This is a genomic window from Novosphingobium sp. KN65.2 (assembly GCF_001368935.1).
Lineage (GTDB): Bacteria > Pseudomonadota > Alphaproteobacteria > Sphingomonadales > Sphingomonadaceae > Novosphingobium > Novosphingobium mathurense.
The window spans coordinates 1-23,145 of record NZ_CCBH010000212.1 but is presented as its reverse complement, the minus strand read 5'-3'; the positions used below and the strand labels follow the sequence as shown (position 1 = coordinate 23,145).

The following is a 23,145-nucleotide window of genomic DNA, read 5'->3' as shown; positions in this document are numbered from 1 at the left end:
GGCAGCAGCTGCGGGTGGGTGACGATGGTGTGCCAGGCCTCCATGAAGGCTTCCATCACGACCTTCCAGTTTGCCGGCACTTCCTTGGCCACGCGCATGACGGTCGCGCATTCCTCGTGCCGCCAGCGCTTGAAGTGCTCGGGCAGCGGCGCGAGGTATTCCTCAAGGCTCGGCCCGCCCTTTTCCTCGCGGATGAAGATGTAGCCCGCCCAGCGGCCGACCTCGGCCTCGGGAAGCCCCATCTCCTGTTCCTTGAGATGCGGGAAGTCCCACTGGCACGGCATCGAGTTGAACGAGCCGTCCTTGTTCCAGGCAAAGCCATGGAACGGGCAGACGAACCTGTCGGCGCTGCCGTCCTCGGTACGCAGCTTGCGGCCACGGTGGAGACAGACATTGTGCATGGCGCGGATCGAGCCGTCGTCCTGACGCACGATCAGGTAGTGCGCCCGACGTTTTCATAGACCACGAAGTCACCAGGTTCGGGCAGGTCCTCTTCACGTGCCACGAACTGCCAGACGTAAGGCCACATGCGCTCGCGTTCGAGCTTCGCGAATTGCTCGCTGGTGTAGCGCTCGGCGGGGATCGGGTCCGAGCCGCGATAGGTATAGCTCTCCTCGGTCAGGAAATCCGGAACCGTGCGTGAATCGAGAGCCATCAAACCGTTCCAGTCGATGCCTTCGCTGCGCGCACTTCCGTAAGTCGGTTCGGGATCTCTCTCCGCCATTTTCCGTTGTTTCCTTGCGTCAGGCAATCTTCACAAGCTTGCGACCCTTCACCCCACCGTGGAAACCGGCGAGCGCCGCAGCGGGTACGGTCTCGAAGCCTTCCGAAACATCGAGCCATTCGCGAATGCGCCCCTCGATCAGCCAGCGGGCGAGACGCTCGCGCCCCTCCTCCCACAAGTCGACGTGATCGAAGTAGAAGAAGCCGCGCATCGTCAGCGAACTCATCGCCATGTAGATGTGGTTGTAGATAGGCTCCGGCTTTGCGCCGTAATGCGCAGTGCCACCGCAGATCAGCACCTGTCCGTAGTGCCGCATGTTGACGAGCGCGGCATCAAGCAGCGGTCCGCCGACATTGTCGAAGAACAGGTCCACGCCTCCGGGGCAGGCCCGGGCGATCTGGCCGGCCAAGTCGTCCGCCTTGTAGTCGACCATGGCATCGAACCCGTTTTCGAGCGCGGCAGCGCACTTCTCCGGCCCCCCGGCGATGCCCACCGGACGCGCGCCGAATATGGGGAGCAGTTGCCCGGCAATCGAGCCAATCCCGCCCGAAGCGCCCGAGACCAGAACGGTATCGCCGGGACGCGGCCGGGTGAAACGGGCCAGTCCCAGCCAGGCGCAAACCCCGCTCATTCCCAGCGTCACGAGGCCACTGGCCGTGGCCACGCCATCGGGAATGCGCTGGAGCGGCACGCCCATGTGGTCCGTCCCGTCGCTGAGCGAATAGTCCGCCCAGTCGAGGAAGCCGGTCACGCGCGTGCCTTCGGGCCAATCGGCATTGCGGCTTTCGACGACCGTTCCGGCAATCCCCCCCCGCATTGTCGTGCCGGGGGCGAGCGGATCGAACTTGCCCGGAATGCCGCGCACCCAGGCATGGTTCATGGCATCGGGCGAAAAGTACTCGGCCCGCACCAGCACCTGCCCTTCGCCGACTTCGGGCACGTCCCCCTCGCCGCGCTCGAAGTGGCCGCGCACCAGCGCCATGCCGCCAGCGGTATCGTCGTTGGGCTTGCCCACCTGCCAGAGGCGGTTCGTGACATTGCGCATCGCTGCCTCCTAGCGATCAGGGCAGCGTGTGCATGCCGCCTTCAAGCATCATGGTCTGGCCGGTGATGTAGTCCGACCCCGGGCTCGCGAGGAACACGGCAAGCGGTCCGGCATCGCGCTCGGGATCGCCGAGCCGGCGCATCGGGATCTTCTCCTTCAGGGCCTCGACGAATTCGGGCCGAGCCTGCTTCCACTTGTCGAAGGCACGCGTTTCCAGCGCGGGATTGATGATATTGACGTTGATCCCGTACTGCCCCCACTCACGCGCGGCGGTGCGGGAAAGGGCACGGATCGCCTCCTTGGTGGCGTTGTAGCAGGTATTGCCCTCGAACCCGATCTGGCCCGAACTTGACGCAAAGTTGATGACCTTGCCCCAGCCGGCCTTCTTCATGTGCGGGAAGCAGGCCTTCATGAACCACAGGCTGGCCGTCGCGCCGGTGCGGAAAGTATATTCCCACTCGTCCTCGTCGGTATCCTCGCAGGCGACGAAGACGGTCGAGGGCTGGGGATCGGCCTCGGTGCCGAACCCTTGCGCATTGTTGACGAGGATATGGACGGTGCCGAAGGTTTCGACCGCCTTGTCGACGCAGGCCATGACCTCGTCCCGGTGCCCGACATCGCAGGCGACCCCAATCGCGGTCCCGCCGGCATCGACGATTTCCCGGGCCACGCGTTCGACCGTAGCGGGCGTGCGCGAAGCCACCACGACTTTAGCCCCGGCGGCGCCATAGGCGAGCGCGATAGCCCGTCCGATTCCGCGTCCCGCGCCAGTGACGATCGCAACCTTGTCCTGAAGAACCTTGCCTTCCATCGCTTCCCTTCCCATTGCTGCGCGGCATCGACGTGCCACGCTTGCTTTTCGTGCTGGTTTCAGGAGCAGATTGCTCTTGCCCTGTACTGGACGATACTATCCTATATTATAGTTTGGGGATCTACCCTATTGGCCCCGGCGGCCGAGCGGGCCATAAAGACGAGACACGACGATAGTGACGAAAAAAAAGGACATTTTTAGTGCCTGAGGTAGCTCTGGTCGATCGGATCGGCGAATATGCGACGGATCGCAGGGGCCGGAAACTGAGCAAAAATCGTCTGCTGCGACGTGCGATGATCATGCGCCAGACGCTCCTTCTTGTCGCAGAACGCGGGTACGATGCCGTCACTGTCGACGAACTGGCCGCAGCCGGCGGCGTCACCAAGAAGACGCTTTACGACATCTACGGCAGCAAACAGGCTCTGGTCGCGCAGGCGGTTGCCCTGCGCCTCGACACGCTGATCGGCAATTTCGAGGAGATGCTGTCGGGCGACGGGCTTGCCCGCCTGATCACCATTGTCGAACAGACCTGCCGCGCCGTGCTCGACACTCCCGAGCTGTCGCGCGCGCTGGCGCCACGACTCGTCAGTTCCGCCGACGAATTCCACCTGACGGCCTTCTTCGAACGCCTCCACCGCCAGGCCATTGCCCAGATGAAGGCGGAGAAGCTCATTCAGCCCTGGGTCAACGTGGACTTCACCGCGCGCTCGATGATGTTCGACCAGATCGCGGTGCAGAACATGTGGGCTGGCGGCAATATCAGGGACGAAGACTATACGGGCTTCGCACTGCTGGGCGCGCTGCGCATCGTCACGCCGCTGGCGCGTGCTTCGCTTCGCAAGGATCTCGTCGAAAATGTCCGCAAGCTCCAGTCCGAGCTGAGCTACGGACAGGAGCTTGCGGCAGAGAACTGACGGGCGGCGGGGCCCAAGGGAGGAGTAACCCCGCCTTGCGCCATCAGAATTCGATGCCGAACGAAGCGCCGAAGACGCGTGGCTCGCGCGGCACCGCGTAGTGCCAGAGGTTCGGGTAAGCTGCGACCGCAAAGGAGAACGAAGGCCCGCGATCATCCAGAACATTGCGCACGAAGCCCGTCACGCGCGCTTTGGCGCCCGTTTCATTCATCGGGAAGACCGCCGAGATGCTCAGATCGACGAGGTTCTGCGGATCGGACCGGACGCGCGGGTCATTGCGGGGCACAATGAACGGCACGTCGCTCGCCCCCTCCGTCAAGAGCTGACCGTAGAGCGCCGGATCGGGCGCGATCTGCTGGTCGTAAGCCGCGATGTAACGATAGCCCGCCGACAGGGTCACATCGACCTGTCCGACCGGAATCGTGTAGTCGCCATTGACCGAAACCGTCCATTTCGGGGCGAAGATCGGATCGACGGCCGAATAGTCGAGCGGGCGCAGGAACACGCTGCCATCCGCCTGGGTTATCGGCTGGCCAATGATGAAGCCCTTGAACTTGCTGTCGGTATAACCGAGCGCCGCACGCAGGTTGAGGCGGTCGATCGGCTCGATGGCCAGATCCGCCTCGATGCCCTTGATCTTGGCCCCGGCGGCATTGACCACGATCGTCTCGTTGCCCTGGGCATTGGCCGCAGTGATGACGCTGCTTTGCTGGATGTCCTTGTAGTCGGTGTAGAAGGCGGCAACGTTGAAGGTCATCCGGCCGTCCCACCACTTGGTCTTGGCGCCCACTTCGAAACTGTCGACCGTTTCGGGGTCGTAGGGCGTGCTGGCCGAGAACGGTGTGCCGGCGCGTCCGCTGAAACCACCGGAGCGATAGCCGCGCGACCAGGTGCCATAAAGCATGACCGCGTCATTCGGACGCCAGTCGAGCGTCACCTTTGGCGTGAACTTGCTCCAGCTTTCGCTGACCGGATCGGTCAGGATCAACGGGAAACGATAGCGCTTCCTGTCATGCGTATAGCGCCCGCCGCCCGAAAGACGGACAGTGTCGAGAAGCTGCCAGTTGAAATCGACAAAGCCCGCGTAGCTTTCCGAATGACCGATCGCGTGAATGCCACCCGCTGGCGCACCGAAGACAGTCGTCGTCTGGTCCAGCTCGTAATCGCTCTCGAAGTAATAAAGACCCGCAACATAGTCGAAGCCGTTGAACAGGTCGCCGGCGAAGCGCAGCTCCTGACTGAACTGCTTGTAGGTCTGCGGGCGGTCGGCGATGAACAGGCCGTTGGTGCCGATGTCGAAAACGACATGCTCGCGGCTCTTGCGGTAGGACGTCACCGAGGTGATGTCGACCGGCCCGGTGTTCCAGTCCACGTTGAGCGTGGCCGCCTTGGCCTTGTAAAAACCGGGAGAATCGATGCCCTTGTAGACGGTGTAGATGTCATCGGTCAGGTTGCCGCCGCAGGCGCCCGCTGGCACGAAATTGCAGAAGGCATCGCCCGGGATCATCGTCGAGCCCATGTAGGATTCGAACTTCTGGTCCTGCTTTTCGAGCGTCAGGATCATGTCCAGCGAGCTGTTCGGCCTGAAGCGGATCGCCGCACCGTAATTCTCGGTATTGCTCGCGCCCAGGTTCTGGCGGGTCAGGTAGTGCTTCTGGTAGCCATCGGTCTGCTGGTGGAACTCGAACAGCTTCACACCCAGCTTGTCTTCGATCAGGGGGACGTTCAGCACGCCCTTGAATCCGAAGGTCCCGTAGCTGGACACGCTTGCCTCGCCCTTGCCGCTGAAAGTCATTGTCGGCTTGGTGCGCTGGATGGTGATGACGCCGGCAATCGTGTTGCGGCCGAACAGGGTGCCTTGTGGACCGCGCAGGACTTCGATGGAATCGATATCGAAGAAGTCGAGGTACTGACCGGTCGATGTGCCGATATAGACATCGTCGACATAGATGCCGACGGCCGGATCGAAGCTCTTTTCGACGTCGGCAAAGGCAATGCCGCGGATCGAAATGTTGGCGGCCGAAGAACCGGTCGGCTGCTGCGTGATCAGCAGGTTGGGCGCGGTGCCCTGCAGATCGCCGATATCCAGCGTGCCCTTGGCCTCGAGCTGGGCGGGCTGGATCGCAGTGATCGCCACAGGCGTATTCTGCAACGTTTCGCTGCGACGGCGCGCCGTCACGATTATGGCGCCCAGTTCCCCGCCTATACTCGCTTCCGAGGTCTTCGCCTGATCCCCGGCTTGATCTTGCGCGGCGGCGGGCGCAGCCCATGCGATCGCCGCAAGGGCCGCTGCTCCCGAAAGGGTTGCACGGCGAGATTTCGAGATTGTGCCAATCATCATGCCACTCCTCTTCCCATGAATTTTCTATGTTCTTCGCCCGATCGTATGTGCCGGACCGTAGAACTCTAACGCAGTTTATTTTTGATTGCGATTGTGCAATTCATGCCAGCCACCGGAGACTTGCTCATCTATTCATTTCGATAGTGGAGCCGGACGGCATCTTGAGGTTCCATCACCTCTCGTGCGCGAATTATAAAATAGAATATTTTCAGTCACTTAATTTTAAGTGCAAAAAGCGCCGGATCAACGCAAGAGGAGAGATTGATGTCTGGCAGCATTTATGACGAAGTCGAAAAGGTCATCGATTTCGAGTCTGCACGCGTCGGACCGCGTTCCGATTTTCCTCCCCTCCCCGAAATTCCGGGTGGCCGCTACACCAGCCCGGACTTCCACGAGTTGGAACGCGAGCACGTGCTTTCGAAAAGCTGGGTCTGTGCCGGACGGGACGAGGACTTGCGCAAGCCGGGCGACTATCGCCTGTGGGACCGGCTGGGCGTGCCGCTGCTCCTGATCCGCGGGAAGGACGACAAGCTGCGGGCCTTCTACAATACGTGCCGCCACCGCGGCGCGCCGGTGGTGCGAGACGGCAGCGGCAACACCAGACTTTTGCGCTGTCAGTACCACAGCTGGTCCTACGGCCTCGACGGCAAGCTCAAGGGCGTTCCCGATGAGCGCGACTTTCCCTGCCTCAACAAGGCCGATCGCGGCCTGATCGAAGCCTCCTGCGACACCTGGGGCGGCTGGGTCTTCGTCAATCTCGATCGCGACGCACAGCCCCTGATGGACTACCTGGGCCCTATCGTGTCCGAACTCGATTGCGTGGGGATGGAAAAGCTGCGCACCATCCACGTGCAGGACTACCCGATCGCCTGCAACTGGAAGGTGGCGATGGACGCCTTCCTGGAAGTCTATCACATCAACACCATCCACCCGACCAATGCCGGCATCATGCTGGACAGCAAGGCGGCCGCGATGGGACTGATGGAAGGCGGCCATTCGCGCATGGCGACACGCAAGAGAATGAACGAGGGCCTCAACTTCGTGGAATTCGAGGGCGCGCCTGACATCCCCTCGATGCCGGACTTCTACCGCCTCAACAACGTCGCCTACATGATGTTCCCCAACCTGATCACGCCGGTCGAGCCCACCGGCTTTCCCATCCTGCTGTTCTGGCCGGACGGGGTCGGTCACTGCACGATGCAGGCTATCTACGTCGCGCCGGACTGGGGCGAAGGCGAGCGTCCCGCCTTCTGGGATCGCTTCCTGCCGATCTTCCACGATGTCCTGCAGGAAGACATGATGAACCTCGGCCCCATCCAGCGCAGCCTGGAATCCGGGGGCTTCACCGGCATGATGATCAATTACCAGGAGCGCCGGATCTACTGGTTCCACGAAGAAGTGGACCGGTGCATCGGCCCCGGACGCGTGCCTGCGGGGCTGGCGGTCGAACAACTTCTGGAACCTTTCGTCGAGCAGCCGCTCAGCGAAGCCGCGGAGTGAAGGGAATGGGCATGAAGCGCGCTTTTTTCCAACAGGCCTATTTCGTCCGCAGCATCGACAAGGCAGCCCGCAAGTGGTCCGACGCCTTCGGTGCCGGCCCCTTCTGCATGGTGCGCCATCACCACTGCGACGAGTTCACTTATCGCGGCACAGCCGAGGAGGCGGACGTTTCCTATGCTTTCGGCTACCTTGGCGACCAGATGATCCAGTTCATCGAACAGCACGACGACCATAACTCGATCTATCGCGACATGTTCGCCAAGGGCGAGGAAGGCTTTCACCATGTCGCCTATCTTGTGTCCGACTTTGCGGCTGAGCGCCAGCGCTGGCTCGACATGGGCTTCGAACTTGCGACCGAACTCTACGCTGACGAGGTGAACGCAGCCTACTTCGATACGCGCGCGCTCAATGGCGTGTTCACCGAGATCCACGGCGACCCGCCTCACATCATGGGCCTCTTCGCCCACTGGAAACGGCTGCACGACGCGCGCAATGCGGACACTCCAGCGAGTTACGAAATGGAAGACCTCTCCTTCTTCCAGCGCGCGCCGCTGCTGCCCAAGCACAAGCCTGCCAGGGCCTGACACCGGCAAACCTGCACATTGGGCGCCGGGTATCGGACGCTTGGCCGTCCGGCGCCCGGCGTTCGTCATTCGCGGCACTCGCGCAGCGTGACCGGGCCCGACGCTGCAAGCCGGGCAGGCAAACTTGAACCTTGTGCTTTCCCTGCTTCGCCCTTATTGTATCTCAGGCATACACAAGGTTACTGCCCGGACCAATGGGGGCAGACCGGCGCAAGAAGACAAGAAAAAGGAGCCTGCCTGATGTCAGAAACCGAAAACGAAGCCGATACCGTCACCTTCACCATCGATAACGGCATCGCATGGGTCTATTTCTCGCGTCCCGCGAAGCGCAACGCGATGAGCCCCAAGCTCAACCGCCGCATGATGGCGGTGCTGGATGAACTGGAGTTCCGCGAGGACGTGGGCGTGGTCGTATTGGGCGGCAAAGGCTCGGCGTGGTCGGCCGGCATGGATCTCAAGGAATACTTTCGCGAAACCGAAGCGAACGGCCTGCGCGGTGTGCGCAAGTCGCAGAGCGAGAGCTACGGCTGGTTCCGCCGCCTGCGCTGGTTCCAGAAGCCGACGATCGCGATGGTCAACGGTTGGTGCTTCGGTGGCGGTTTCGGCCCGCTGTTCGGGTGCGACCTGGCGATCACCGCCGACGAGGCGAAGTTCGGCCTTTCCGAAATCAACTGGGGCATCCTGCCCGGTGGCGGCGTAACCAAGGTCGTGGTCGACCTTCTGCCGATGCGCGATGCCATGTGGCTGACCCTGACCGGCGAACTGATCGACGGCAAGCAGGCTGCGGCGATGCGCCTCGTCAATGAGAGCGTGCCGCTGGACCGCCTCAAAGCGCGCACCGAGGAAGTCGCGCGCATGCTGCTCGAAAAGAACCCGGTCACGCTCAAGTTCGCCAAGGATGCCGTGCGCCGCGTCGGGCTGATGACATACGACGAAGCCGAAGACTATCTCGTGCGCATGCAGGAAGCCTGCAACTTCCATGACAAGACCGAAGGCCGCAAGGAAGGCATTCGCCAGTTCATCGACGAGAAGAGCTACAAGCCGGGCCTGGGCGCCTACGACAAGTCCCGGGCAGCGGCAGCGACCGAGGGCTGACGAACCTCTTTCCGGTCGGGACCTGGCGAACCATCCTCTTTCCAATTGGCCGCCAGCCCGACCGAAACTGCGCCTTGGACGGGACTTCGATCCCTGACCACATCCCGTCCGGCGCATACTGAAAGGCCCTGCCCGGCGATGGGGGCAAGGCCTTTTATCTTGCGGTCCGGGGCAAAGGGGCCGCCTGGCGGATCAGCCCGAATTCAAAGCATCCAGTGCTACCACGCCTTCACCTTCGGGCAGCACCAACACGGGATTGAGGTCGACTTCGCATAGCGCAGGCGACCCGCGCACGATCGCAGACAGCGCCTCCAGGGTGTGCGCCAGAACTTCGAGATCGGCGCGGGGCCATGGTCTCCACCAGCAACCCATCGAGGACCGCTGGCTGCGGATTGGCCAGAACCGCTGCATCGCTTCCTTCCGGGAGAGCCGAAACGTCAGGCACGCATGGACGTGCGTCGATCTCATCGCGCTTGGGATTGACGAGGTGGATTTCGCCGGAGAACCCGCGCTGCTCGAGGTTCGTCAGCACCGATGCCCCCAGAGACCCCGGCCGGTCGGACGCGCCGACGATTGCCACGCTGCGCGGATTCATGAGCCGGTCGGTCCCGGCCCGGTCTAGCGCAAGTGACTGTAATTCTGCGGTCGTGGACATCTGCTTCTCCCGGTTGGGCCGTATTCCTCACCCACTATGTGACGGGACCACGCAAATTGCATCCATGCGATACATAGTCCGCAAGACTGGGTCGCGCCCTCGCTAACCAGCCACCCGTGAAGGCGGGAGATTGATTTCGTGCAATCGGACAGGCTCAAGCCATCGCAGCCCTTGCCCTATATGTATCTCAGGCATACGTATAGAGGTGCCACACGGCCACAGAGTCAATGCCTTACGCTGACGGAGCGAAACTCTCCGTCCGTCAGGACGCCAATCCAAGGAGAGCGATCGTGAAAACCGATTTCAAGCTGCTGGTGAACGGAAAACTGATCGACGGTGTCTCAACCTTCGATGTCATCAATCCCGCAACCGAAGAAGCCTTCGCCCAGTGCCCGCGCGCCGACGAGGCCTTGCTCAATCAGGCTGTCGCGGCAGCCAAGGCGGCCTTCCCCGCCTGGTCGGCCCTCACCGCGGATGAACGCGGCGCCTACATCAACCGCCTTGCCGACGCCATCGAAGCGCGCATCGATGAATTCGCCCGTCTGCTCACCGCCGAACAGGGCAAGCCACTCGACCAGGCCACTTATGAGATTGGCGGCAGCATCTACACGCTACGCGCTTTCGCGGCGATGCGCCTGCCCGACCAGACCCTGCGCGATGAGAACGGCAATACCGTGATCGAACACCGCACGCCGCTTGGTGTCTGCGCTTCGATTACGCCCTGGAACTTCCCCGTGATCCTGCTGGCCAACAAGATCGGCCCGTGCCTGATCGCCGGCAACACCATGGTCTCCAAGCCAGCACCAACCACACCGCTCACCACCCTGCTGTTGGGTGAAGTCGCCGCCGGGATCCTGCCGCCCGGCGTCTTCAATGTCGTATGCGACCAGAACGAGCTCGGCCCGCTGATCACCGGCCACCCGGATATCGCCAAGGTCGCATTCACCGGTTCGACCGCAACGGGCAAGAAGGTCATGGCCTCGGCAGCGGAAGGCATAAAGCGCGTCACGCTGGAACTCGGCGGCAACGACGCCGCAATCGTGCTCGACGACGTGCCGGCCAAGATCGCGGCGCAGAAGGTCTATGCCGGAGCAATGGCCAATGCCGGCCAGATCTGCGTCGCAATCAAGCGCGCCTATGTGCCCGAAGCGATGTACGACGAATTCTGCACGGAGATTGCCGGTCTCGCCGAAGCAGCCGTGGTCGATGACGGGTCGAAGCAGGGATCGACCATCGGCCCGATCCAGAACCGCATGCAGTACGAAAAGGTCCGCGACCTGATCGAGGATGCCAAGACCCGAGGCCGGGTCATCGCTGGCGGCGAGATGCCGGATCGCAAGGGCTACTTCATCCCGCCCACGGTCGTTGCCGATCTCGACGAGGACGCACCGCTCGTGCGCGAGGAACAGTTCGGCCCGGTCCTGCCGGTCCTGAAGTATGCCGACATCGACGATGTCATCGCCCGTGCCAACGATTCCCCGTATGGCCTTGGCGGCACCGTCTGGGGCATGGATCAACAGCGGGCGTTGGACGTCGCGCGTCGCATCGATGCCGGTACGGTCTGGGTCAACCAGCACCTTGCGATCGATCCGAACATCCCGTTCCGCGGATCGAAGCAGTCCGGTCTGGGTTCCGAACACGGCCTTGCCGGCCTGATGGAATATACCCAGGCGCATGTCATCAATGCCGTGCCCCTTGCCGCCGAACCGGCCTGAGCGGCAGCCTCAAACGATTAAAAACTGACGCAAGGGGTCGGACCTGTCCGGCCCCTTCGCGTTTTCGGCAATTCGCTGCACATTGTCGTGCCGAAAAGCGAGAATTCGCAAATGCGAATCTGTACACACTTGTGAATTCGTGGCAGGCAGAACCTCGAAAGAGGAGCTGCCTGATGACCATTGCCACCACCCATGTCGGAAGCCTGCCGCGCGGCGACGAACTGACCCCGCTGCTGCTTGCGCGCGACAAGGGCGAACCTTACGACGCCGCCGAATTCGACCGTCTGGTGCAGGCTGCCGTCGACGAAGCCGTGCGCCGGCAGGTGGCAAGCGGCGTCAGCTGGGTCAGCGACGGCGAACTCGGAAAGGTCGGCTATTCGACCTACATGATCGAACGTCTCGAAGGTTTCGGTGGCCACATCGACCGCAAGCCTGCCGCCGATCTCGCCGAGCACCCGGAGCTGTCCCGCAAGCTATCCGCGATCATGGGCAGCCAGGAGTTCACCCGCGCCTCGTGCATCGGCCCCGTACGGCTGCGGACTCTCGACCCGCTGCACGAAGACACCCGCCGTTTCCGCCATGCGCTCGACAAGCACGGCCAAGGCGTGCGCGGCTTCCTGAACGCCGCCTCGCCCGGCCTCATCACCGCCTTCCAGGTCAACCGACACTACCCGAGCCACGAGGCCTATCTCGCCGATCTCGTCGACGCCATGCGCCCTGAGTACGAGGCCATCGTCGCTGCCGGTTTCGACCTTCAGCTCGATTGCCCCGACCTCGCGATGTCGCGCCATACCGGCTATCAGGACCAGGACGAAGACACGTTCCTGCGCACAGCCGCCGCCAATGTCGAGGCACTCAACGCGGCGACGGCCAACATCGCTCCCGAGCGGCTGCGCATGCACATCTGCTGGGGCAACTACGAAGGCCCGCACGACCACGACATTCCACTCGAGAAGGTTGTCGATACCGTGATCGCCGCACGCCCCGCGACAGTGCTGTTCGAAGCCGCCAACCCGCGCCACGAGCACGAATGGACGGTATGGCGCGATGCCAGGCTGCCCGACTGGAAGGTACTGGCGCCCGGCCTGATCGACACCTGCTCCAACTATGTCGAACATCCCGAGCTCATCGCCCAGCGGATCGAACGTTTCGCCGCGTTCGTCGGCAAGGACCGGGTCGTGGCAAGCACCGATTGTGGCTTCGGCACATTCGCCGGCTACGGCAAGATCGATCCCGGCGTGACCTGGAAAAAGCTGCGCGCCTTGCGCGAGGGTGCCGACATCGCGGAGGCCCGCCTGTGAGCGAAGCGCTTTCGCCCGATGAGATCCGTGCGATCGAACATGACTGCGCAAAGCTGGTAGCTCGCTATGCCAACCGCAACGATGCCGCGGACTGGGAGGCGATAGCAGCACTTTATGCCCCCGATGGGCGCATGGCGCGTCCCACGGCGCCGGACGACTGGGTCACGGGACGCGACGCCATCTTGGCTGCTTTCAAGGCCCGTCCCCCGCGCGTTACCCGTCACATCTGTTCCAACGTCGAGATCACCGTTGTTGACGCGGACACCGCTCTGGGCGAGAGCGCAATGCTGCTCTTCACCGGCGAAGGCGCGCCAAAGGTCGGATCTTTCCTCGACCGGTTCGTGCGTTTGCCCGATGGCTGGCATTTTGCCGAAAGGCGCGGGTTACTGACGTTCTGAGGGGACAATGGCGATAGCGGGGGCACCGGCAAGCACTTCACCGACGGTCAAGTCGGCGATGCGTACGCTCGACATCATCGAATATGTCGTCGCCAATCCCGACGGCGTTGTGGCCCAGGAAATCGCACAGGCGCTTGCCATTCCCGTGAGCAGCCTGTCCTATCTGCTGGCGACGCTGGTGGAGCGCGACTATCTCTCGCGCACCGGGCGCCTCTATCAACCCGGCGCCGGGCTTGAACGCCTGCGCTCAAGCCCGCGCAAGCTGCCGCTGGTCGAGCGCGTGCGCCCACTGGTACGTTCGCTGCGGGTACGCTCCAACGAAACGGCGAGCTTCTTCCTCCAGCGCGACTGGTTTCTGGAAGCGGCAATCACAGAGACCGCAGAACATACGCTACGCTACTCGATCGGGGTCGGCACCCGCACGCCGCTGCATTGCCTTGCAGCGGGCAAGGCAATGCTCGCCGCGCTCGATGCCGAAACCCTCGATCGCTATTTCCGCGAATCCTCGCGTGAGCGTTATACGGGTGCGACTATCACCGAAGAGGTCGCGCTGCGCCGCGAGATCGACAAGGCGCGAAAACTCGGCTTCGCGATAACCCGCGAGGAAATGACCCCCGGCATCTGCGGCGTGGGCACGGTCCTGCGTGAAGAAGGCAAACCGGTGGGATCGCTGGCCATTGCCATCCCCACCGTGCGCTGGTCGCCGGAAGTCGAAGAGGCGAGCTGCAAGGTGCTCATCTCCGTGGCCGAGAGCTTCTCCAGCTAGATTCCAAAAGCACGTAAGAGCCCGGGTCTGCTTCTGCAGGCGAATGCGCCGTGCAGACAGGGCTGCGTTACAGACAAGAAAACTGGGCCGGGACAATGCCCCGACCCTGTCTGACTATCCAGTCGATCCCGGCCTCCTGCGCGCCACCGATGAACGCGCCGGGGGCCGGTTTCGATCACCGGTGAAGGACGGCTTCAGCCAGCCGTCTTCGTACGCCAGCCTTCGGCGTAAGAGTCGCGGGCCACTTCCGAGTAGGGAACCGGTGCAACGGTCGCGCGGATCTCGGTCTGGACGTGGCGTTCGACGGTCGGCTTGCGGGTACCGCCGTTCGGCTCACCCCACAGCAGCGAAACCTGGGTGCCCGGCTCTGCTACCGATTCATCGACCATCGCCAGAGCGAGGAAACGGCCTTCGTTCTGGGTGTAACCGATCCAGGTCGACAGGCCGACCTGCTTACCGTCCACCAGCACGCTGTCATATGGGTGCATCGCGTAGACCGCGCTCGGAAAGTCCATGTACTTGGCGCGATCGCCCTTGGTCAGCATCGAACTGATCACGCGCATCACGTCCTCGTTGTCGAGTGCGAGGGTGACCTTGCGACGCTTGGGCTGGTCCTTCATCTTTTCCAGCGCTTCGCGGCCGATGAAGTCATGGTCGAACTTGACCATGATGCCGTAACCCAGCTCCCAGGGGTTGAGGTAGTAGTCCTCGATGTTGTCGGAGACGAAGCTGCCGCCGATCGAGGTCATGCCGCCGTAGGACTTGGACGAGAGCCACTCGCGGTATTCGCGCATGGACTCGCCGGTATAGATGGCCGGCAGCGGCGACGGGATCCAGCCCGATTCCAGGGTGTTCGAGCTGTAGGTGCGACCGCCCGAGGGAAGCAGACCGAAGTCCTTGCCGGCTTCGAGCAGGGCGTTGCGCACGGTATCGTAGTCCTTCCAGGGACCGAAAAGCTCGTAACCCGGCTGACCGGCCATGCCGTGGCGCAGAGCGCGCACTTCGACGCCGTTGATCCGGATCGGTGCCATGTGGAAGAACTTGAGGTCGGGCGGCGTCTCGCCCATCGCCTTTTCCAGCACCTTCATGGCGTTCGGGCCCTGCAGCTGGAAGCGGTAGTTGCGGCGGTAGCCCTGCTGGTCCAGCGGACGTGCGGCGGTGCGCTCGTCGCGCTCGACCTTGACGTCCCACTTGCCCGAGGCCGCGTGGAATTCAACCCACTCGATCGTCGGCGCGCGGCCGACCAGCTCGAACTTCTCTTCTTCAAGATAGAACAGGATAACGTCGCCGATGACGTAACCTTCCGGGGTTACCGGAGCGAACTGCTTGGCGCGGTTGGGGACGAAACCCTTGAAGCTGTTCGGGGCGAGGTAGGACAGCATCTTGAATGCATCCGGGCCCGTCACCAGCAGGTCGACCATGTGGAAGCTCTGGTTGAAGAGGACCGCGGTCTCCGCCCACGCACGCTGTTCATCGCGCCAGTTCGAATATTCACCCGGAACGCCCGGATAGACGTTGGGGCCGGTCTGCTGATTGCGCAGGAAGTCGACCATGTCGCCCTTCTCTTCGATCAGCTGCTGGAGGCTCTTCTCAGTCATTATATTCTGCCTTTCAGTACTTTGGTCAGGTTTTTTTCAGGTTGCAGGTCCTTCGATGCGAGCCATTCGCGAATGGCCGCATTGAAAGCGGCGGGCCTTTCGGCAGGCGCCATGTGACCGGCCTCCGGCACGATGGAGAGCGGGCAGCCGCCAATGGCTGCCGCAATCTCGCGGTGCTGTTCGACCGGCGACCAGGCATCGTCCGATCCAACGATCAGCGAAACCGGACAGGCGATTTCAGTGAGTACATCGGTGACGTCCGGACGGTTCAGCAGCGCCTCGATCTGCGCCTCGAACACATCCTGCCCCGCATCCAGACACATCGCGCGCAGTTCGCCGAGAAGCACTTCATCGCTGCGCATTGCGGGGCCTACCATCGGCGGCAACCAGTCATCGACAAGCGCGGCGAAGCCCTGCTCCCGCCCTAAATCGCGCAAGGCGTAACGCTTCTCGCGCTCACCCGGGCGCGGTGGGTGAATACCGGTATCGGCAAGCACCAGTCGCGTCACACGTTCGGGCGCCTTGCGCACGATCTCAAGTGCGATGCGCGCGCCCATCGAGTGCCCAAGGACGGCGCAGCGCGAAGGCATCCGTTCCAGCGCGTAATCGGCCATCGCGCCGATGCGATCCGCGCCGCCATAGAAGCCGTCGATGCTCTTGCTTCCGGCGAATTCCGCAAGTTGCCCGGCAAACATACGTCCATCGCACAAGAGCCCCGGCAGGATCACGAGGGCTTCGACTTCGGATTCGATGTCTGAATTCGCATTCATGAATTTTCATCTATACGAATCTTATTCGAGGCGCTAGAGAGAATTCCACAATCAGTTCTCGAAAAGCCCATCCCCATTTCCGGATCGCCGAAATGCGGACACGTTGGGCGCGGGGGAGAAGGAAGTGAACATGACCACCCCAATCATCCATCCGAACTGGGCACGCCCGCCGCTCAACATGGTCGACGGCTATTCGCTGGAGATCACGGCCAAGGACGTGGAGAGCCTGCGCGCTGCCGCGCCCGGGATCCTGCCTGACACCCCGATAGCCCTGACCTTTCTGCCGGGAGAGGATTTCGATGCCCGCGTCGCTGCGGCACGCACGGTGCGCGAACTCGGATTCGAGCCGATGCCCCACTTTTCCGCACGGCGCATTACCTCGCGCGATGAGTTCGAGCGCTACCTCGCGGCCGTGACCCGCGAAGCCAGCGTAAAGCGCAGTTTCGTCATCGCCGGCGATCCTTCCGAACCCGAAGGTCCCTTTGCCGACAGTGCCGCCCTGATCGCCACCGGAGAATTCGAGCGGAACGGAATTACGGCCATCGGCATTGGCGGCCACCCCGAAGGGCATCCCAACATGTCGAACGAGGAATGCTGGCAGGTCCTCGAGGACAAGTGCAAGGCCATTGCCGCGCGCGGCATGGCCCCATTGATCGTCACCCAGTTCGCCTTCGACGCCGACGCGGTGCTCTCCTGGCTCAAGGAACTGCGTGAGCGCGGCATCGAAGCACCGGTGCGCCTGGGCGTCCCCGGCCCGGCGGGTATCAAGACACTGATGCGCTTCGCGGCGCGCTGCGGCGTCGGTGCTTCGGCCTCCGTCATGGCAAAGTACGGCATTTCCATCACCAGGCTCATCGGATCGGCCGGTCCGGACAAGCTGGTGAAAGCGCTCGAACAGGGACTGGGCAAGGAGCACGGCCCCGTCCGCCTGCACTTCTACCCCTTCGGCGGCCTCGAAAAGACGGTCGCATGGATCAACGAGTTCGCGCGCAAGAACTGACGCGGCACTCCATAAAGAGAGGAACCTTCTGAGGTGTCTGAGATCTACACCCTGCGCCTGCAATGCAACGACGCGCCCGGACTTGTCGCCAAGGTCGCGACTTATCTTGCCGAACGCGGCTGCAACATCGTGGACGCCCAGGAATTTCACGACCGGCCCGCGGGTCGTTTCTTCATGCGTGTCGAGTTCGAGCCCGGAAAACCCGGTTCTCTGGACCCGCTTAAAGCCGGCTTCGTACCGATTGCCGAGGCCGCGGGTATGGATTGGAGCCTGCGCGACAAGGCGCGCCCCAAGAAGGTCATGCTCATGGTTTCTAAGTGGGACCATTGCCTGGGCGACCTGCTCTACCGTCAGCGTATCGGTGAACTGCCGATGGACGTGGTCGGCATCATTTCGAACCATCCGCGCGAAGTCCTGCATACTTCGCTGATCAATGGCCTGCCCTACACGCACTTGCCGGTCACCAAGGAGACCAAGCCGCAACAGGAAGCGCAGATCCGCGAACTGGTTGAAGAGAGCGGCGCGGAACTGGTGGTTCTGGCACGCTACATGCAGATCCTCTCGGACGAGATGGCAGGGTTCCTCTCCGGCCGCTGCATCAATATCCATCACTCCTTCCTGCCCGGATTCAAGGGGGCCAAGCCCTATCACCAGGCATTCGACCGCGGCGTGAAGATGATCGGTGCGACCGCTCATTACGTGACCGCCGATCTCGACGAAGGCCCGATCATCCATCAGGATGTGGAGTCCATCAGCCACGCCGACATGCCCGAGGAACTGGTACGCCGGGGCCGCGACATCGAACGGCGCGTTCTCGCCGAAGCGGTTCGTCTGCACCTCGACGACCGGGTCTTCGCCAATGGCGCCCGCACCGTCGTATTCCGCGACTAGGCTGCATCAGCAGCGAAAGGACAGTTTCCATGCGCGAAGCGACAGACATCGCCACATATCTGGCGGACCTTGAGGACATTCCCGGCACGCAAGTATTCACTGCGCAGCGTGCCCGCCAGGGCTATCACCTCAACCAGTGCGCCATGAGCCTGATGAAGCCGGAGAACCGCGAACGGTTCAAGGCAGACGAGCGGGCCTACATCGATGAATGGCCGATGAGCGAAGAGCAGAAAGAGGCCCTTCTCGCCCGCGATTACAACCGACTGCTCAATCTGGGCGGCAATATCTACTTTCTCGCCAAGGTCTTCTCCACCGACGGCATCAGCGTTGTCCAGGGCGTTTCGACGATGACCGGCATGAGCGTCGAGGAATACCAGGCGATGATGATGGCAGGCGGGCGCTCCCCTGTGGGGCAGCGCTCGATCCGGGAGAACAATTGATGGCACGCATTACCCACGGCATTGGCTGCAGCCACATTCCGGTGCTCGGTTATGCCCATGATCACGGCAAGGACGGCGACGACTACTTCAAGCCAGCCTTCGCCGGGTTCGACTGGACCCGCGAATGGATCACGGCGCCGGACAGCCGTCCGGATGTCGTCATCCTGGTCTACAACGACCATGCCAGCGCCTTCGACATGAAAGTCATCCCGACTTTCGCCATCGGCTGCGGCGAAAGCTACACTCCGGCCGACGAAGGCTTCGGTCCGCGTCCCGTGCCGGTGGTCGAAGGGCACCCCGACCTAGCCTGGCACATCGCGCAGAGCCTCGTCCTCGACGAGTTCGACACGACCATCATCAATGAGATGGAAGTGGACCACGGCCTGACCGTGCCGCTCACGATGATGTTCGGCGATGTCGAGAAATGGCCCGTGAAAGTGATCCCGCTGGCCGTCAATGTCGTGACCTATCCGCCGCCATCGGGCAATCGCTGCTGGGCGCTGGGCGAAGCGATCTCGCGCGCGGTTTCAAGTTTCCCTCAAGACCTCAAGGTCCAGATCTGGGGCACGGGCGGCATGAGCCACCAGTTGCAGGGGCCGCGCGCCGGCCTGATCAACAAGGAATGGGACAACCGCTTTCTCGACGGACTGACCGGGGAAGGACAGGACCTGCGCCATGTCCCCCACATCGAGTACCTGCGCGAGACCGGCTCGGAAGGGATCGAAATGGTCATGTGGCTGATCATGCGCGGCGCCCTTGGCAAGAGCACCCGGGCCCTGCATCGCCATTACCACGTGCCGGTCAGCAATACGGCCCTCGGCCACATTGTCCTCGAACCCGTCGATCCTACGGTGCCGCCTAGCCGCACCCTCGAAGGCGGCAGCCCGATCGCGCAGAAGATGATCGCCTGATCGATCGACCTGCTCGGCTGCTCCTTCACGAAAGACAATGGTGGCCGTGCGACGAACACCCGGATGAACGGACATCTGGCAGCCGTGCGCCGCCAGATGTCCGTTCCTGTTTGCAGGCCAGAAGGGCTTGGAACTTCTTAACTGTAGGGCATTGCCATAACGGGAAGAAATGAGGGCGCTGTTGCCCAGAGATCCGGCTCACGCACTTCTCCCGCAAAGCGCGCCTTGGCGAGGCATTCCTCCCATTCAAGGGCAGGCACGCTATCGGCAACGATGCCGCAACCGACATCAAGACGTCCGGTGTAGCCCTCGCCGGCGCCGGTCACGTCCATGGTCCTGATCGCGACGTTGAACATTGCCCGGTCCTTGCCGAGAACGCCGAGGGCCCCCGTGTAGAGGCCGCGACCGAAGGTTTCGACGCGCGCGATGACTTCGCTGGCCCTGATCTTCGGTGCCCCAACGATCGATCCGCAGGGAAAAAGCGCCTTGAGGATGTCCATGGCTCCGACGCCCGCTCTCACGCGGCTGCGCACCGTCGATGTCATCTGCCAGACCGATGGATACCCCTCGATATCGAAAAGCGCCGGGCAGCGCACGCTACCCGGCTCGCTCACGCGCGACATGTCGTTGCGCAGGAGATCGAGGATCATCAGGTTCTCGGCGCGGTCCTTGGGACTGCCAAGCAGTTCGTCATGCAATTGCCGATCACGAACCGGATCAGGATGGCGCGGCCGTGTGCCTTTCATCGGTCGGGCCTGCAGCTGATTTCCTTCAAGCCGAAAGAAGAGTTCGGGCGAAAAGGACAGCACATGGCGCTCGCCAGTGGCGATCATGGCACCCAGCGGCGCCTTTGCGCGTGAACGAATGCGGCAATAGGTCGCCAGCGGATCGCGCAATGCCGTGCGCGTGGGGAACGTCAGGTTGGCCTGGTAGATCTCGCCAGACGCGATACTTTCGAGCACAGAGCGGGCACCTGCCTCAAAGTCGCGCTGCGTTACCAGCGATTCCAGCCGTGTTCCGCCCGCGAGGGCACATTCATGCAAGGATGCACCGAGCGGCAACGGACCAGAGGTTTGCCGGCCAAATACGCCGAACCAGAGCAAAGGCGCGGGCCTGCCGGATAATTCAGTGAGGTCGGCGCGGACCGCGAATCGATCGAAGGCAGGCGCTGCGCCGTAGGAGAGGAACCCTGCCAGGGTCCTTCCCCGGGCGATCAGCGCGTCGATCCGTAAAAGGGCGCTTTCGACCTGATCGAGCCGGTCGCAGAACACTTCCTCCTCCAGGTCGGTGAGAATCGTCGCCTTGTCCCTGGCCTGATCGTCGAGCAGGACGAAGGGGCGGCCAAGCCCGTATTCCGTCAGTAGAGTGTGCTGAATATCCGCGACCTGCCCCGCCCCGATGGACCATCCTTCGGGGTAGGTCTGGCCGCTCAGGTCCACCGCACCACCCGCGTCGAGGCCAGACCGTTGAGAAGGGCAGCCGGCTTCTGAACGCAAACCTCGACCCGTACGACGAGATCGCTTTCAAGGCACCGTTCGGCCAATCTCGCCGCGAACGTCTCGATAAGGCAGATTCGCTCACAGGCGAGGTCCTGCGCATGTTCAACTATGCGGTTGTAATCGATCGTCTCTGTCAGGATGTCCTCACGCGGAGTGACGATGTCGGCAACGACGCCAATAATCAATGTCTGCTTGCGACCGATCTCATGCGAATGCACGCCAATATCGGCGGCGACACGCAAGTCGTTGACCGCAACCTGCGAAACGCAGTTCAGGCCTGCGTCCTTCCCGATGCTTGTCAGATCCATTTGCAGGTTCATCTTCACCCCTTTCTCCGGCACTTCGATCCGTCAGACTGAAAGCCTGTGCCGCGCTTCACCGAGGCTCAGAGCAGCGGCCTTAGCCGTATTCGACAGGAGGCAGGCAATCGTCATCGGACCGACTCCGCCCGGCACCGGAGTGACCGCACGCGCATGCTGCACTTCATCGAAAGCGACATCGCCCATGAGGCCCGTCGTACCATCCGGAAGGGCCACGCGCGTGATACCGACATCGATGATGACCGCGCCTTCCTTGACCCAGAAGCCCTTTACCAGTCCCGGCGCACCGGCAGCTGCCACGACAATGTCAGCCTTGCGCACGATCTCCGACAGACCCCGCGTCTCGATGTGGGTGACAGTAACGGTAGCCTCGCGCTCCAGCAGCAACATCGCCACCGGCTTGCCGACGATGTTGGACTTGCCGATCACCACCGCATCGAGCCCACGGTAGTCGGAGATGACGGTGTCGAGCAACATCATGACACCCAAGGGCGTGCATGGGACAAGCCCGCCGGTCCCGGTCGAAAGCCGACCGACGTTGACCGGATGAAACCCGTCAACATCCTTGTCCGGCGTGATCGCGTCGAGCACGAGGCCCGCATCGATGTGATCCGGAAGCGGCAATTGGACGAGAATTCCATGGACGGTCGGATCGCTATTAAGGTCTTCGATCAGGGCAAGCAGATCCGCTTCATCCGTCGCGGCCGGAAGTCGATGTTCGGTCGAACGCATGCCGACCTTACGGCATTCGCGGACCTTGCGCCCGACATAGACTTCGCTGGCCGGGTCATTGCCCACCAGAACGACCGCCAGCCCAGGCGCCTGGCCCAGCCTTTCGGTCAGTCCCCTCACCGTCTCTGCGGTCTGCTCCGAAACGCTGCGTGCGAGCGCCTTGCCGTCGATCAGCGCGCTCACTGTTCGCTCGCCAGCGCGAGATTACCTTCGGTCTTGGGATCGGGATTACGGGCGTGCGGAACCCCAGTTCGGACGATCTTCATTGTTTCCTCTCGCCAATCGCGAATGTCTGGCCCAGTGCGTCGCTATAAGACCGTTTTTCCAATATACGAATTTTCATGTGTATGAAATAGAGACCTTGATAGTTCTGCGCGACGCGCTCGGCATCGCGGGGCGAGGACGCAAACCGCTCATCTTGACGCCGCGGCGGCGAATGGTCATCGTTCGATGCAAACGACGCAAAGCGTCTCAGGGTGGGGCTCGAAACTCATTGCAAGTTGAAGACAATAGCCGGTCCGACGAGACTGACCTCGACAATTCCTTCGGTTATCAACTCAAGATGCTCCAGGTCGATGTCGATGCGCGCGCACGCGAAGCACTCGCGGAATTCGACATTTCGCCAGCCAGGGTCACGGCGCTGATCGTGATCAACAAGAATGCCGGCTGCACCCAGACTGCGCTGGGTGAGGCGCTGTCGATCAATCGCGCCAGTGCCATGAAACTGGTCAATATCCTCGAGGCTCGTGGGTTCGTAACACGAGCGGCAGCGCCCGATTCCCGGGCCAATGCACTCTACCTCACGAGGCTCGGCGATGCGACGCTGCGCAAGATGACTGCAGCTCTGGAAGAAGCCGACCGCGATGTCCTCTCCCCGTTGAGCCCAGCGGAACAGGAAGTTTTCCGCGCGTACATGCAACGCGTCCGCAAGGGTCTCGCCGACTGCCGCAGGGGGACTAACGAGAACTCTGACGAAGGCTGACGCCCCGGACAGGCAGGATGACCGGGGCGTGCCACCACCACAGATCGGACGTTATCAAAGGCTGGTAGGTGCTCCGTCGAGCAGGATGGTCTTGGTTTCGACGAAGGCATTCAGGCCTTCCGGCCCACCTTCGCGACCGTTGTCCCGTCCTCC

22 protein-coding genes and 2 pseudogenes are annotated in these 23,145 nt (G+C 62.4%); 13 read left to right on the top strand and 11 right to left on the bottom strand.

Annotated elements, in window-relative coordinates; genetic code table 11:
- The 3 genes and pseudogenes from SPHV1_RS22840 to SPHV1_RS22830 form a co-directional block, all read right to left on the bottom strand.
- Positions 1-724 (bottom strand): annotated as a pseudogene (locus SPHV1_RS22840) (aromatic ring-hydroxylating dioxygenase subunit alpha); the annotation flags it as partial.
- A 19-nt stretch (positions 725-743) separates the two neighbouring features.
- Positions 744-1,769 (bottom strand): NADP-dependent oxidoreductase, encoded by a 1,026-nt coding sequence (locus SPHV1_RS22835; RefSeq protein WP_054948299.1) that lies wholly within the window; start codon positions 1,767-1,769, stop codon positions 744-746.
- 16 nt (positions 1,770-1,785) lie between these two features.
- Complete coding sequence (locus SPHV1_RS22830) at positions 1,786-2,580, bottom strand: SDR family NAD(P)-dependent oxidoreductase (RefSeq protein ID WP_054948298.1); 795 nt, start codon at positions 2,578-2,580, stop codon at positions 1,786-1,788.
- A gap of 299 nt (positions 2,581-2,879) precedes the next feature.
- Between SPHV1_RS22830 and SPHV1_RS22825 the strand changes: the two genes are divergently transcribed.
- Positions 2,880-3,494, top strand: coding sequence for a TetR/AcrR family transcriptional regulator (locus SPHV1_RS22825; RefSeq protein WP_231634825.1), 615 nt, complete (start codon positions 2,880-2,882; stop codon positions 3,492-3,494).
- Between the two features lie 43 nt (positions 3,495-3,537).
- On the opposite strand, the gene SPHV1_RS22820 is transcribed toward SPHV1_RS22825, so the two are convergent.
- Positions 3,538-5,835, bottom strand: coding sequence for a TonB-dependent receptor (locus tag SPHV1_RS22820; protein ID WP_054948296.1), 2,298 nt, complete (start codon positions 5,833-5,835; stop codon positions 3,538-3,540).
- A gap of 264 nt (positions 5,836-6,099) precedes the next feature.
- Here SPHV1_RS22820 and SPHV1_RS22815 point away from each other — a divergent pair, with 264 nt between their 5' ends.
- The 3 genes from SPHV1_RS22815 (at position 6,100) to SPHV1_RS22805 (ending at position 9,014) form a co-directional block, all read left to right on the top strand.
- Positions 6,100-7,335 (top strand): aromatic ring-hydroxylating dioxygenase subunit alpha, encoded by a 1,236-nt coding sequence (locus SPHV1_RS22815; protein WP_054948295.1) that lies wholly within the window; start codon positions 6,100-6,102, stop codon positions 7,333-7,335.
- A gap of 11 nt (positions 7,336-7,346) precedes the next feature.
- Entirely contained in the window at positions 7,347-7,919 is a 573-nt protein-coding gene (locus SPHV1_RS22810; RefSeq protein ID WP_054948303.1) for a VOC family protein, read from the top strand.
- Between the two features lie 240 nt (positions 7,920-8,159).
- Positions 8,160-9,014 carry a p-hydroxycinnamoyl CoA hydratase/lyase gene (locus tag SPHV1_RS22805; protein ID WP_054948294.1) on the top strand — a complete coding sequence of 285 codons (855 nt, stop codon included), beginning with the start codon at positions 8,160-8,162 and terminating at the stop codon, positions 9,012-9,014.
- Between the two features lie 192 nt (positions 9,015-9,206).
- Here SPHV1_RS22805 and SPHV1_RS25190 read toward each other — a convergent pair whose 3' ends face one another.
- Positions 9,207-9,425 (bottom strand): acetate--CoA ligase family protein, encoded by a 219-nt coding sequence (locus SPHV1_RS25190; protein ID WP_054948293.1) that lies wholly within the window; start codon positions 9,423-9,425, stop codon positions 9,207-9,209.
- A 19-nt stretch (positions 9,426-9,444) separates the two neighbouring features.
- Positions 9,445-9,609, bottom strand: a pseudogene (locus SPHV1_RS25910) (CoA-binding protein); the annotation flags it as partial.
- Between the two features lie 350 nt (positions 9,610-9,959).
- Here SPHV1_RS25910 and SPHV1_RS22795 point away from each other — a divergent pair.
- From SPHV1_RS22795 to SPHV1_RS22780, 4 genes are all read left to right on the top strand, one after another.
- Positions 9,960-11,384: an aldehyde dehydrogenase family protein gene (locus SPHV1_RS22795; RefSeq protein ID WP_054948292.1), complete on the top strand. Its 1,425-nt coding sequence runs from the start codon at positions 9,960-9,962 to the stop codon at positions 11,382-11,384.
- A gap of 173 nt (positions 11,385-11,557) precedes the next feature.
- Positions 11,558-12,685 (top strand): cobalamin-independent methionine synthase II family protein, encoded by a 1,128-nt coding sequence (locus SPHV1_RS22790; RefSeq protein WP_054948291.1) that lies wholly within the window; start codon positions 11,558-11,560, stop codon positions 12,683-12,685.
- Complete coding sequence (locus SPHV1_RS22785; RefSeq protein WP_197277792.1) at positions 12,682-13,083, top strand: nuclear transport factor 2 family protein; 402 nt, start codon at positions 12,682-12,684, stop codon at positions 13,081-13,083. Before SPHV1_RS22790 ends, SPHV1_RS22785 begins: the two co-directional genes overlap by 4 nt.
- Before the next feature lie 7 nt (positions 13,084-13,090).
- Complete coding sequence (locus SPHV1_RS22780; RefSeq protein ID WP_054948290.1) at positions 13,091-13,849, top strand: IclR family transcriptional regulator; 759 nt, start codon at positions 13,091-13,093, stop codon at positions 13,847-13,849.
- Positions 13,850-14,043: 194 nt separating this feature from the next.
- Here SPHV1_RS22780 and SPHV1_RS22775 read toward each other — a convergent pair whose 3' ends face one another.
- Entirely contained in the window at positions 14,044-15,447 is a 1,404-nt protein-coding gene (locus tag SPHV1_RS22775) for an aminomethyltransferase family protein (RefSeq protein ID WP_054948289.1), read from the bottom strand.
- Positions 15,447-16,217, bottom strand: a complete 771-nt coding sequence (locus tag SPHV1_RS22770; protein ID WP_054948288.1) for an alpha/beta fold hydrolase — start codon at positions 16,215-16,217, stop codon at positions 15,447-15,449. Before SPHV1_RS22770 ends, SPHV1_RS22775 begins: the two co-directional genes overlap by 1 nt.
- 130 nt (positions 16,218-16,347) lie before the next feature.
- Here SPHV1_RS22770 and SPHV1_RS22765 point away from each other — a divergent pair, with 130 nt between their 5' ends.
- Genes SPHV1_RS22765 through SPHV1_RS22750 form a run of 4 tightly spaced genes read left to right on the top strand, consistent with a single transcriptional unit; the run spans position 16,348 to position 19,459 of the window.
- Positions 16,348-17,217 carry a methylenetetrahydrofolate reductase gene (locus tag SPHV1_RS22765; RefSeq protein ID WP_054948301.1) on the top strand — a complete coding sequence of 290 codons (870 nt, stop codon included), beginning with the start codon at positions 16,348-16,350 and terminating at the stop codon, positions 17,215-17,217.
- A 33-nt stretch (positions 17,218-17,250) separates the two neighbouring features.
- Positions 17,251-18,108 (top strand): formyltetrahydrofolate deformylase, encoded by an 858-nt coding sequence (purU, locus tag SPHV1_RS22760; RefSeq protein ID WP_054948287.1) that lies wholly within the window; start codon positions 17,251-17,253, stop codon positions 18,106-18,108.
- A gap of 29 nt (positions 18,109-18,137) precedes the next feature.
- Complete coding sequence (gene ligA / locus SPHV1_RS22755; RefSeq protein ID WP_054948286.1) at positions 18,138-18,548, top strand: protocatechuate 4,5-dioxygenase subunit alpha; 411 nt, start codon at positions 18,138-18,140, stop codon at positions 18,546-18,548.
- Positions 18,548-19,459 (top strand): class III extradiol dioxygenase subunit beta, encoded by a 912-nt coding sequence (locus SPHV1_RS22750; protein ID WP_054948285.1) that lies wholly within the window; start codon positions 18,548-18,550, stop codon positions 19,457-19,459. The genes ligA and SPHV1_RS22750 overlap by 1 nt, the downstream gene beginning before the upstream one ends.
- A gap of 137 nt (positions 19,460-19,596) precedes the next feature.
- Here the strand turns inward: SPHV1_RS22750 and SPHV1_RS22745 are convergent, their stop codons facing one another.
- The 3 genes from SPHV1_RS22745 to SPHV1_RS22735 are packed head-to-tail and all read right to left on the bottom strand — an operon-like array spanning position 19,597 to position 22,193.
- A complete protein-coding gene (locus tag SPHV1_RS22745; RefSeq protein ID WP_054948284.1) occupies positions 19,597-20,898 on the bottom strand; it encodes a chorismate-binding protein in 1,302 nt (433 codons plus the stop codon).
- The gene (locus SPHV1_RS22740; protein WP_054948300.1) at positions 20,889-21,278 is read right to left on the bottom strand and encodes a dihydroneopterin aldolase; all 390 of its coding nucleotides are present in this window, start codon (positions 21,276-21,278) and stop codon (positions 20,889-20,891) included. The genes SPHV1_RS22745 and SPHV1_RS22740 overlap by 10 nt, the downstream gene beginning before the upstream one ends.
- A 30-nt stretch (positions 21,279-21,308) precedes the next feature.
- Positions 21,309-22,193 carry a bifunctional 5,10-methylenetetrahydrofolate dehydrogenase/5,10-methenyltetrahydrofolate cyclohydrolase gene (locus SPHV1_RS22735; RefSeq protein ID WP_054948283.1) on the bottom strand — a complete coding sequence of 295 codons (885 nt, stop codon included), beginning with the start codon at positions 22,191-22,193 and terminating at the stop codon, positions 21,309-21,311.
- Between the two features lie 310 nt (positions 22,194-22,503).
- On the opposite strand from SPHV1_RS22735, the gene SPHV1_RS22730 reads away from it, so the two are divergent.
- The gene (locus SPHV1_RS22730; protein WP_054948282.1) at positions 22,504-22,992 is read left to right on the top strand and encodes a MarR family winged helix-turn-helix transcriptional regulator; all 489 of its coding nucleotides are present in this window, start codon (positions 22,504-22,506) and stop codon (positions 22,990-22,992) included.
- Positions 22,993-23,145: the final 153 nt, after the last annotated feature.

Excerpts from the sequence above, each read along its gene's own strand:
- SPHV1_RS22835 (WP_054948299.1), bottom strand. The coding sequence starts at position 1,769 with ATGCGCAATGTCACGAACCGCCTCTGGCAGGTGGGCAAGCCCAACGAC.
- SPHV1_RS22830 (WP_054948298.1), bottom strand. The coding sequence starts at position 2,580 with ATGGAAGGCAAGGTTCTTCAGGACAAGGTTGCGATCGTCACTGGCGCG.
- SPHV1_RS22825 (WP_231634825.1), top strand. The coding sequence starts at position 2,880 with ATGCGCCAGACGCTCCTTCTTGTCGCAGAACGCGGGTACGATGCCGTC.
- SPHV1_RS22820 (WP_054948296.1), bottom strand. The coding sequence starts at position 5,835 with ATGATGATTGGCACAATCTCGAAATCTCGCCGTGCAACCCTTTCGGGA.
- SPHV1_RS22815 (WP_054948295.1), top strand. The coding sequence starts at position 6,100 with ATGTCTGGCAGCATTTATGACGAAGTCGAAAAGGTCATCGATTTCGAG.
- SPHV1_RS22810 (WP_054948303.1), top strand. The coding sequence starts at position 7,347 with ATGAAGCGCGCTTTTTTCCAACAGGCCTATTTCGTCCGCAGCATCGAC.
- SPHV1_RS22805 (WP_054948294.1), top strand. The coding sequence starts at position 8,160 with ATGTCAGAAACCGAAAACGAAGCCGATACCGTCACCTTCACCATCGAT.
- SPHV1_RS25190 (WP_054948293.1), bottom strand. The coding sequence starts at position 9,425 with ATGCAGCGGTTCTGGCCAATCCGCAGCCAGCGGTCCTCGATGGGTTGC.
- SPHV1_RS22790 (WP_054948291.1), top strand. The coding sequence starts at position 11,558 with ATGACCATTGCCACCACCCATGTCGGAAGCCTGCCGCGCGGCGACGAA.
- SPHV1_RS22780 (WP_054948290.1), top strand. The coding sequence starts at position 13,091 with ATGGCGATAGCGGGGGCACCGGCAAGCACTTCACCGACGGTCAAGTCG.
- SPHV1_RS22775 (WP_054948289.1), bottom strand. The coding sequence starts at position 15,447 with ATGACTGAGAAGAGCCTCCAGCAGCTGATCGAAGAGAAGGGCGACATG.
- SPHV1_RS22770 (WP_054948288.1), bottom strand. The coding sequence starts at position 16,217 with ATGAATGCGAATTCAGACATCGAATCCGAAGTCGAAGCCCTCGTGATC.
- SPHV1_RS22765 (WP_054948301.1), top strand. The coding sequence starts at position 16,348 with ATGACCACCCCAATCATCCATCCGAACTGGGCACGCCCGCCGCTCAAC.
- ligA (WP_054948286.1), top strand. The coding sequence starts at position 18,138 with ATGCGCGAAGCGACAGACATCGCCACATATCTGGCGGACCTTGAGGAC.
- SPHV1_RS22750 (WP_054948285.1), top strand. The coding sequence starts at position 18,548 with ATGGCACGCATTACCCACGGCATTGGCTGCAGCCACATTCCGGTGCTC.
- SPHV1_RS22740 (WP_054948300.1), bottom strand. The coding sequence starts at position 21,278 with ATGAACCTGCAAATGGATCTGACAAGCATCGGGAAGGACGCAGGCCTG.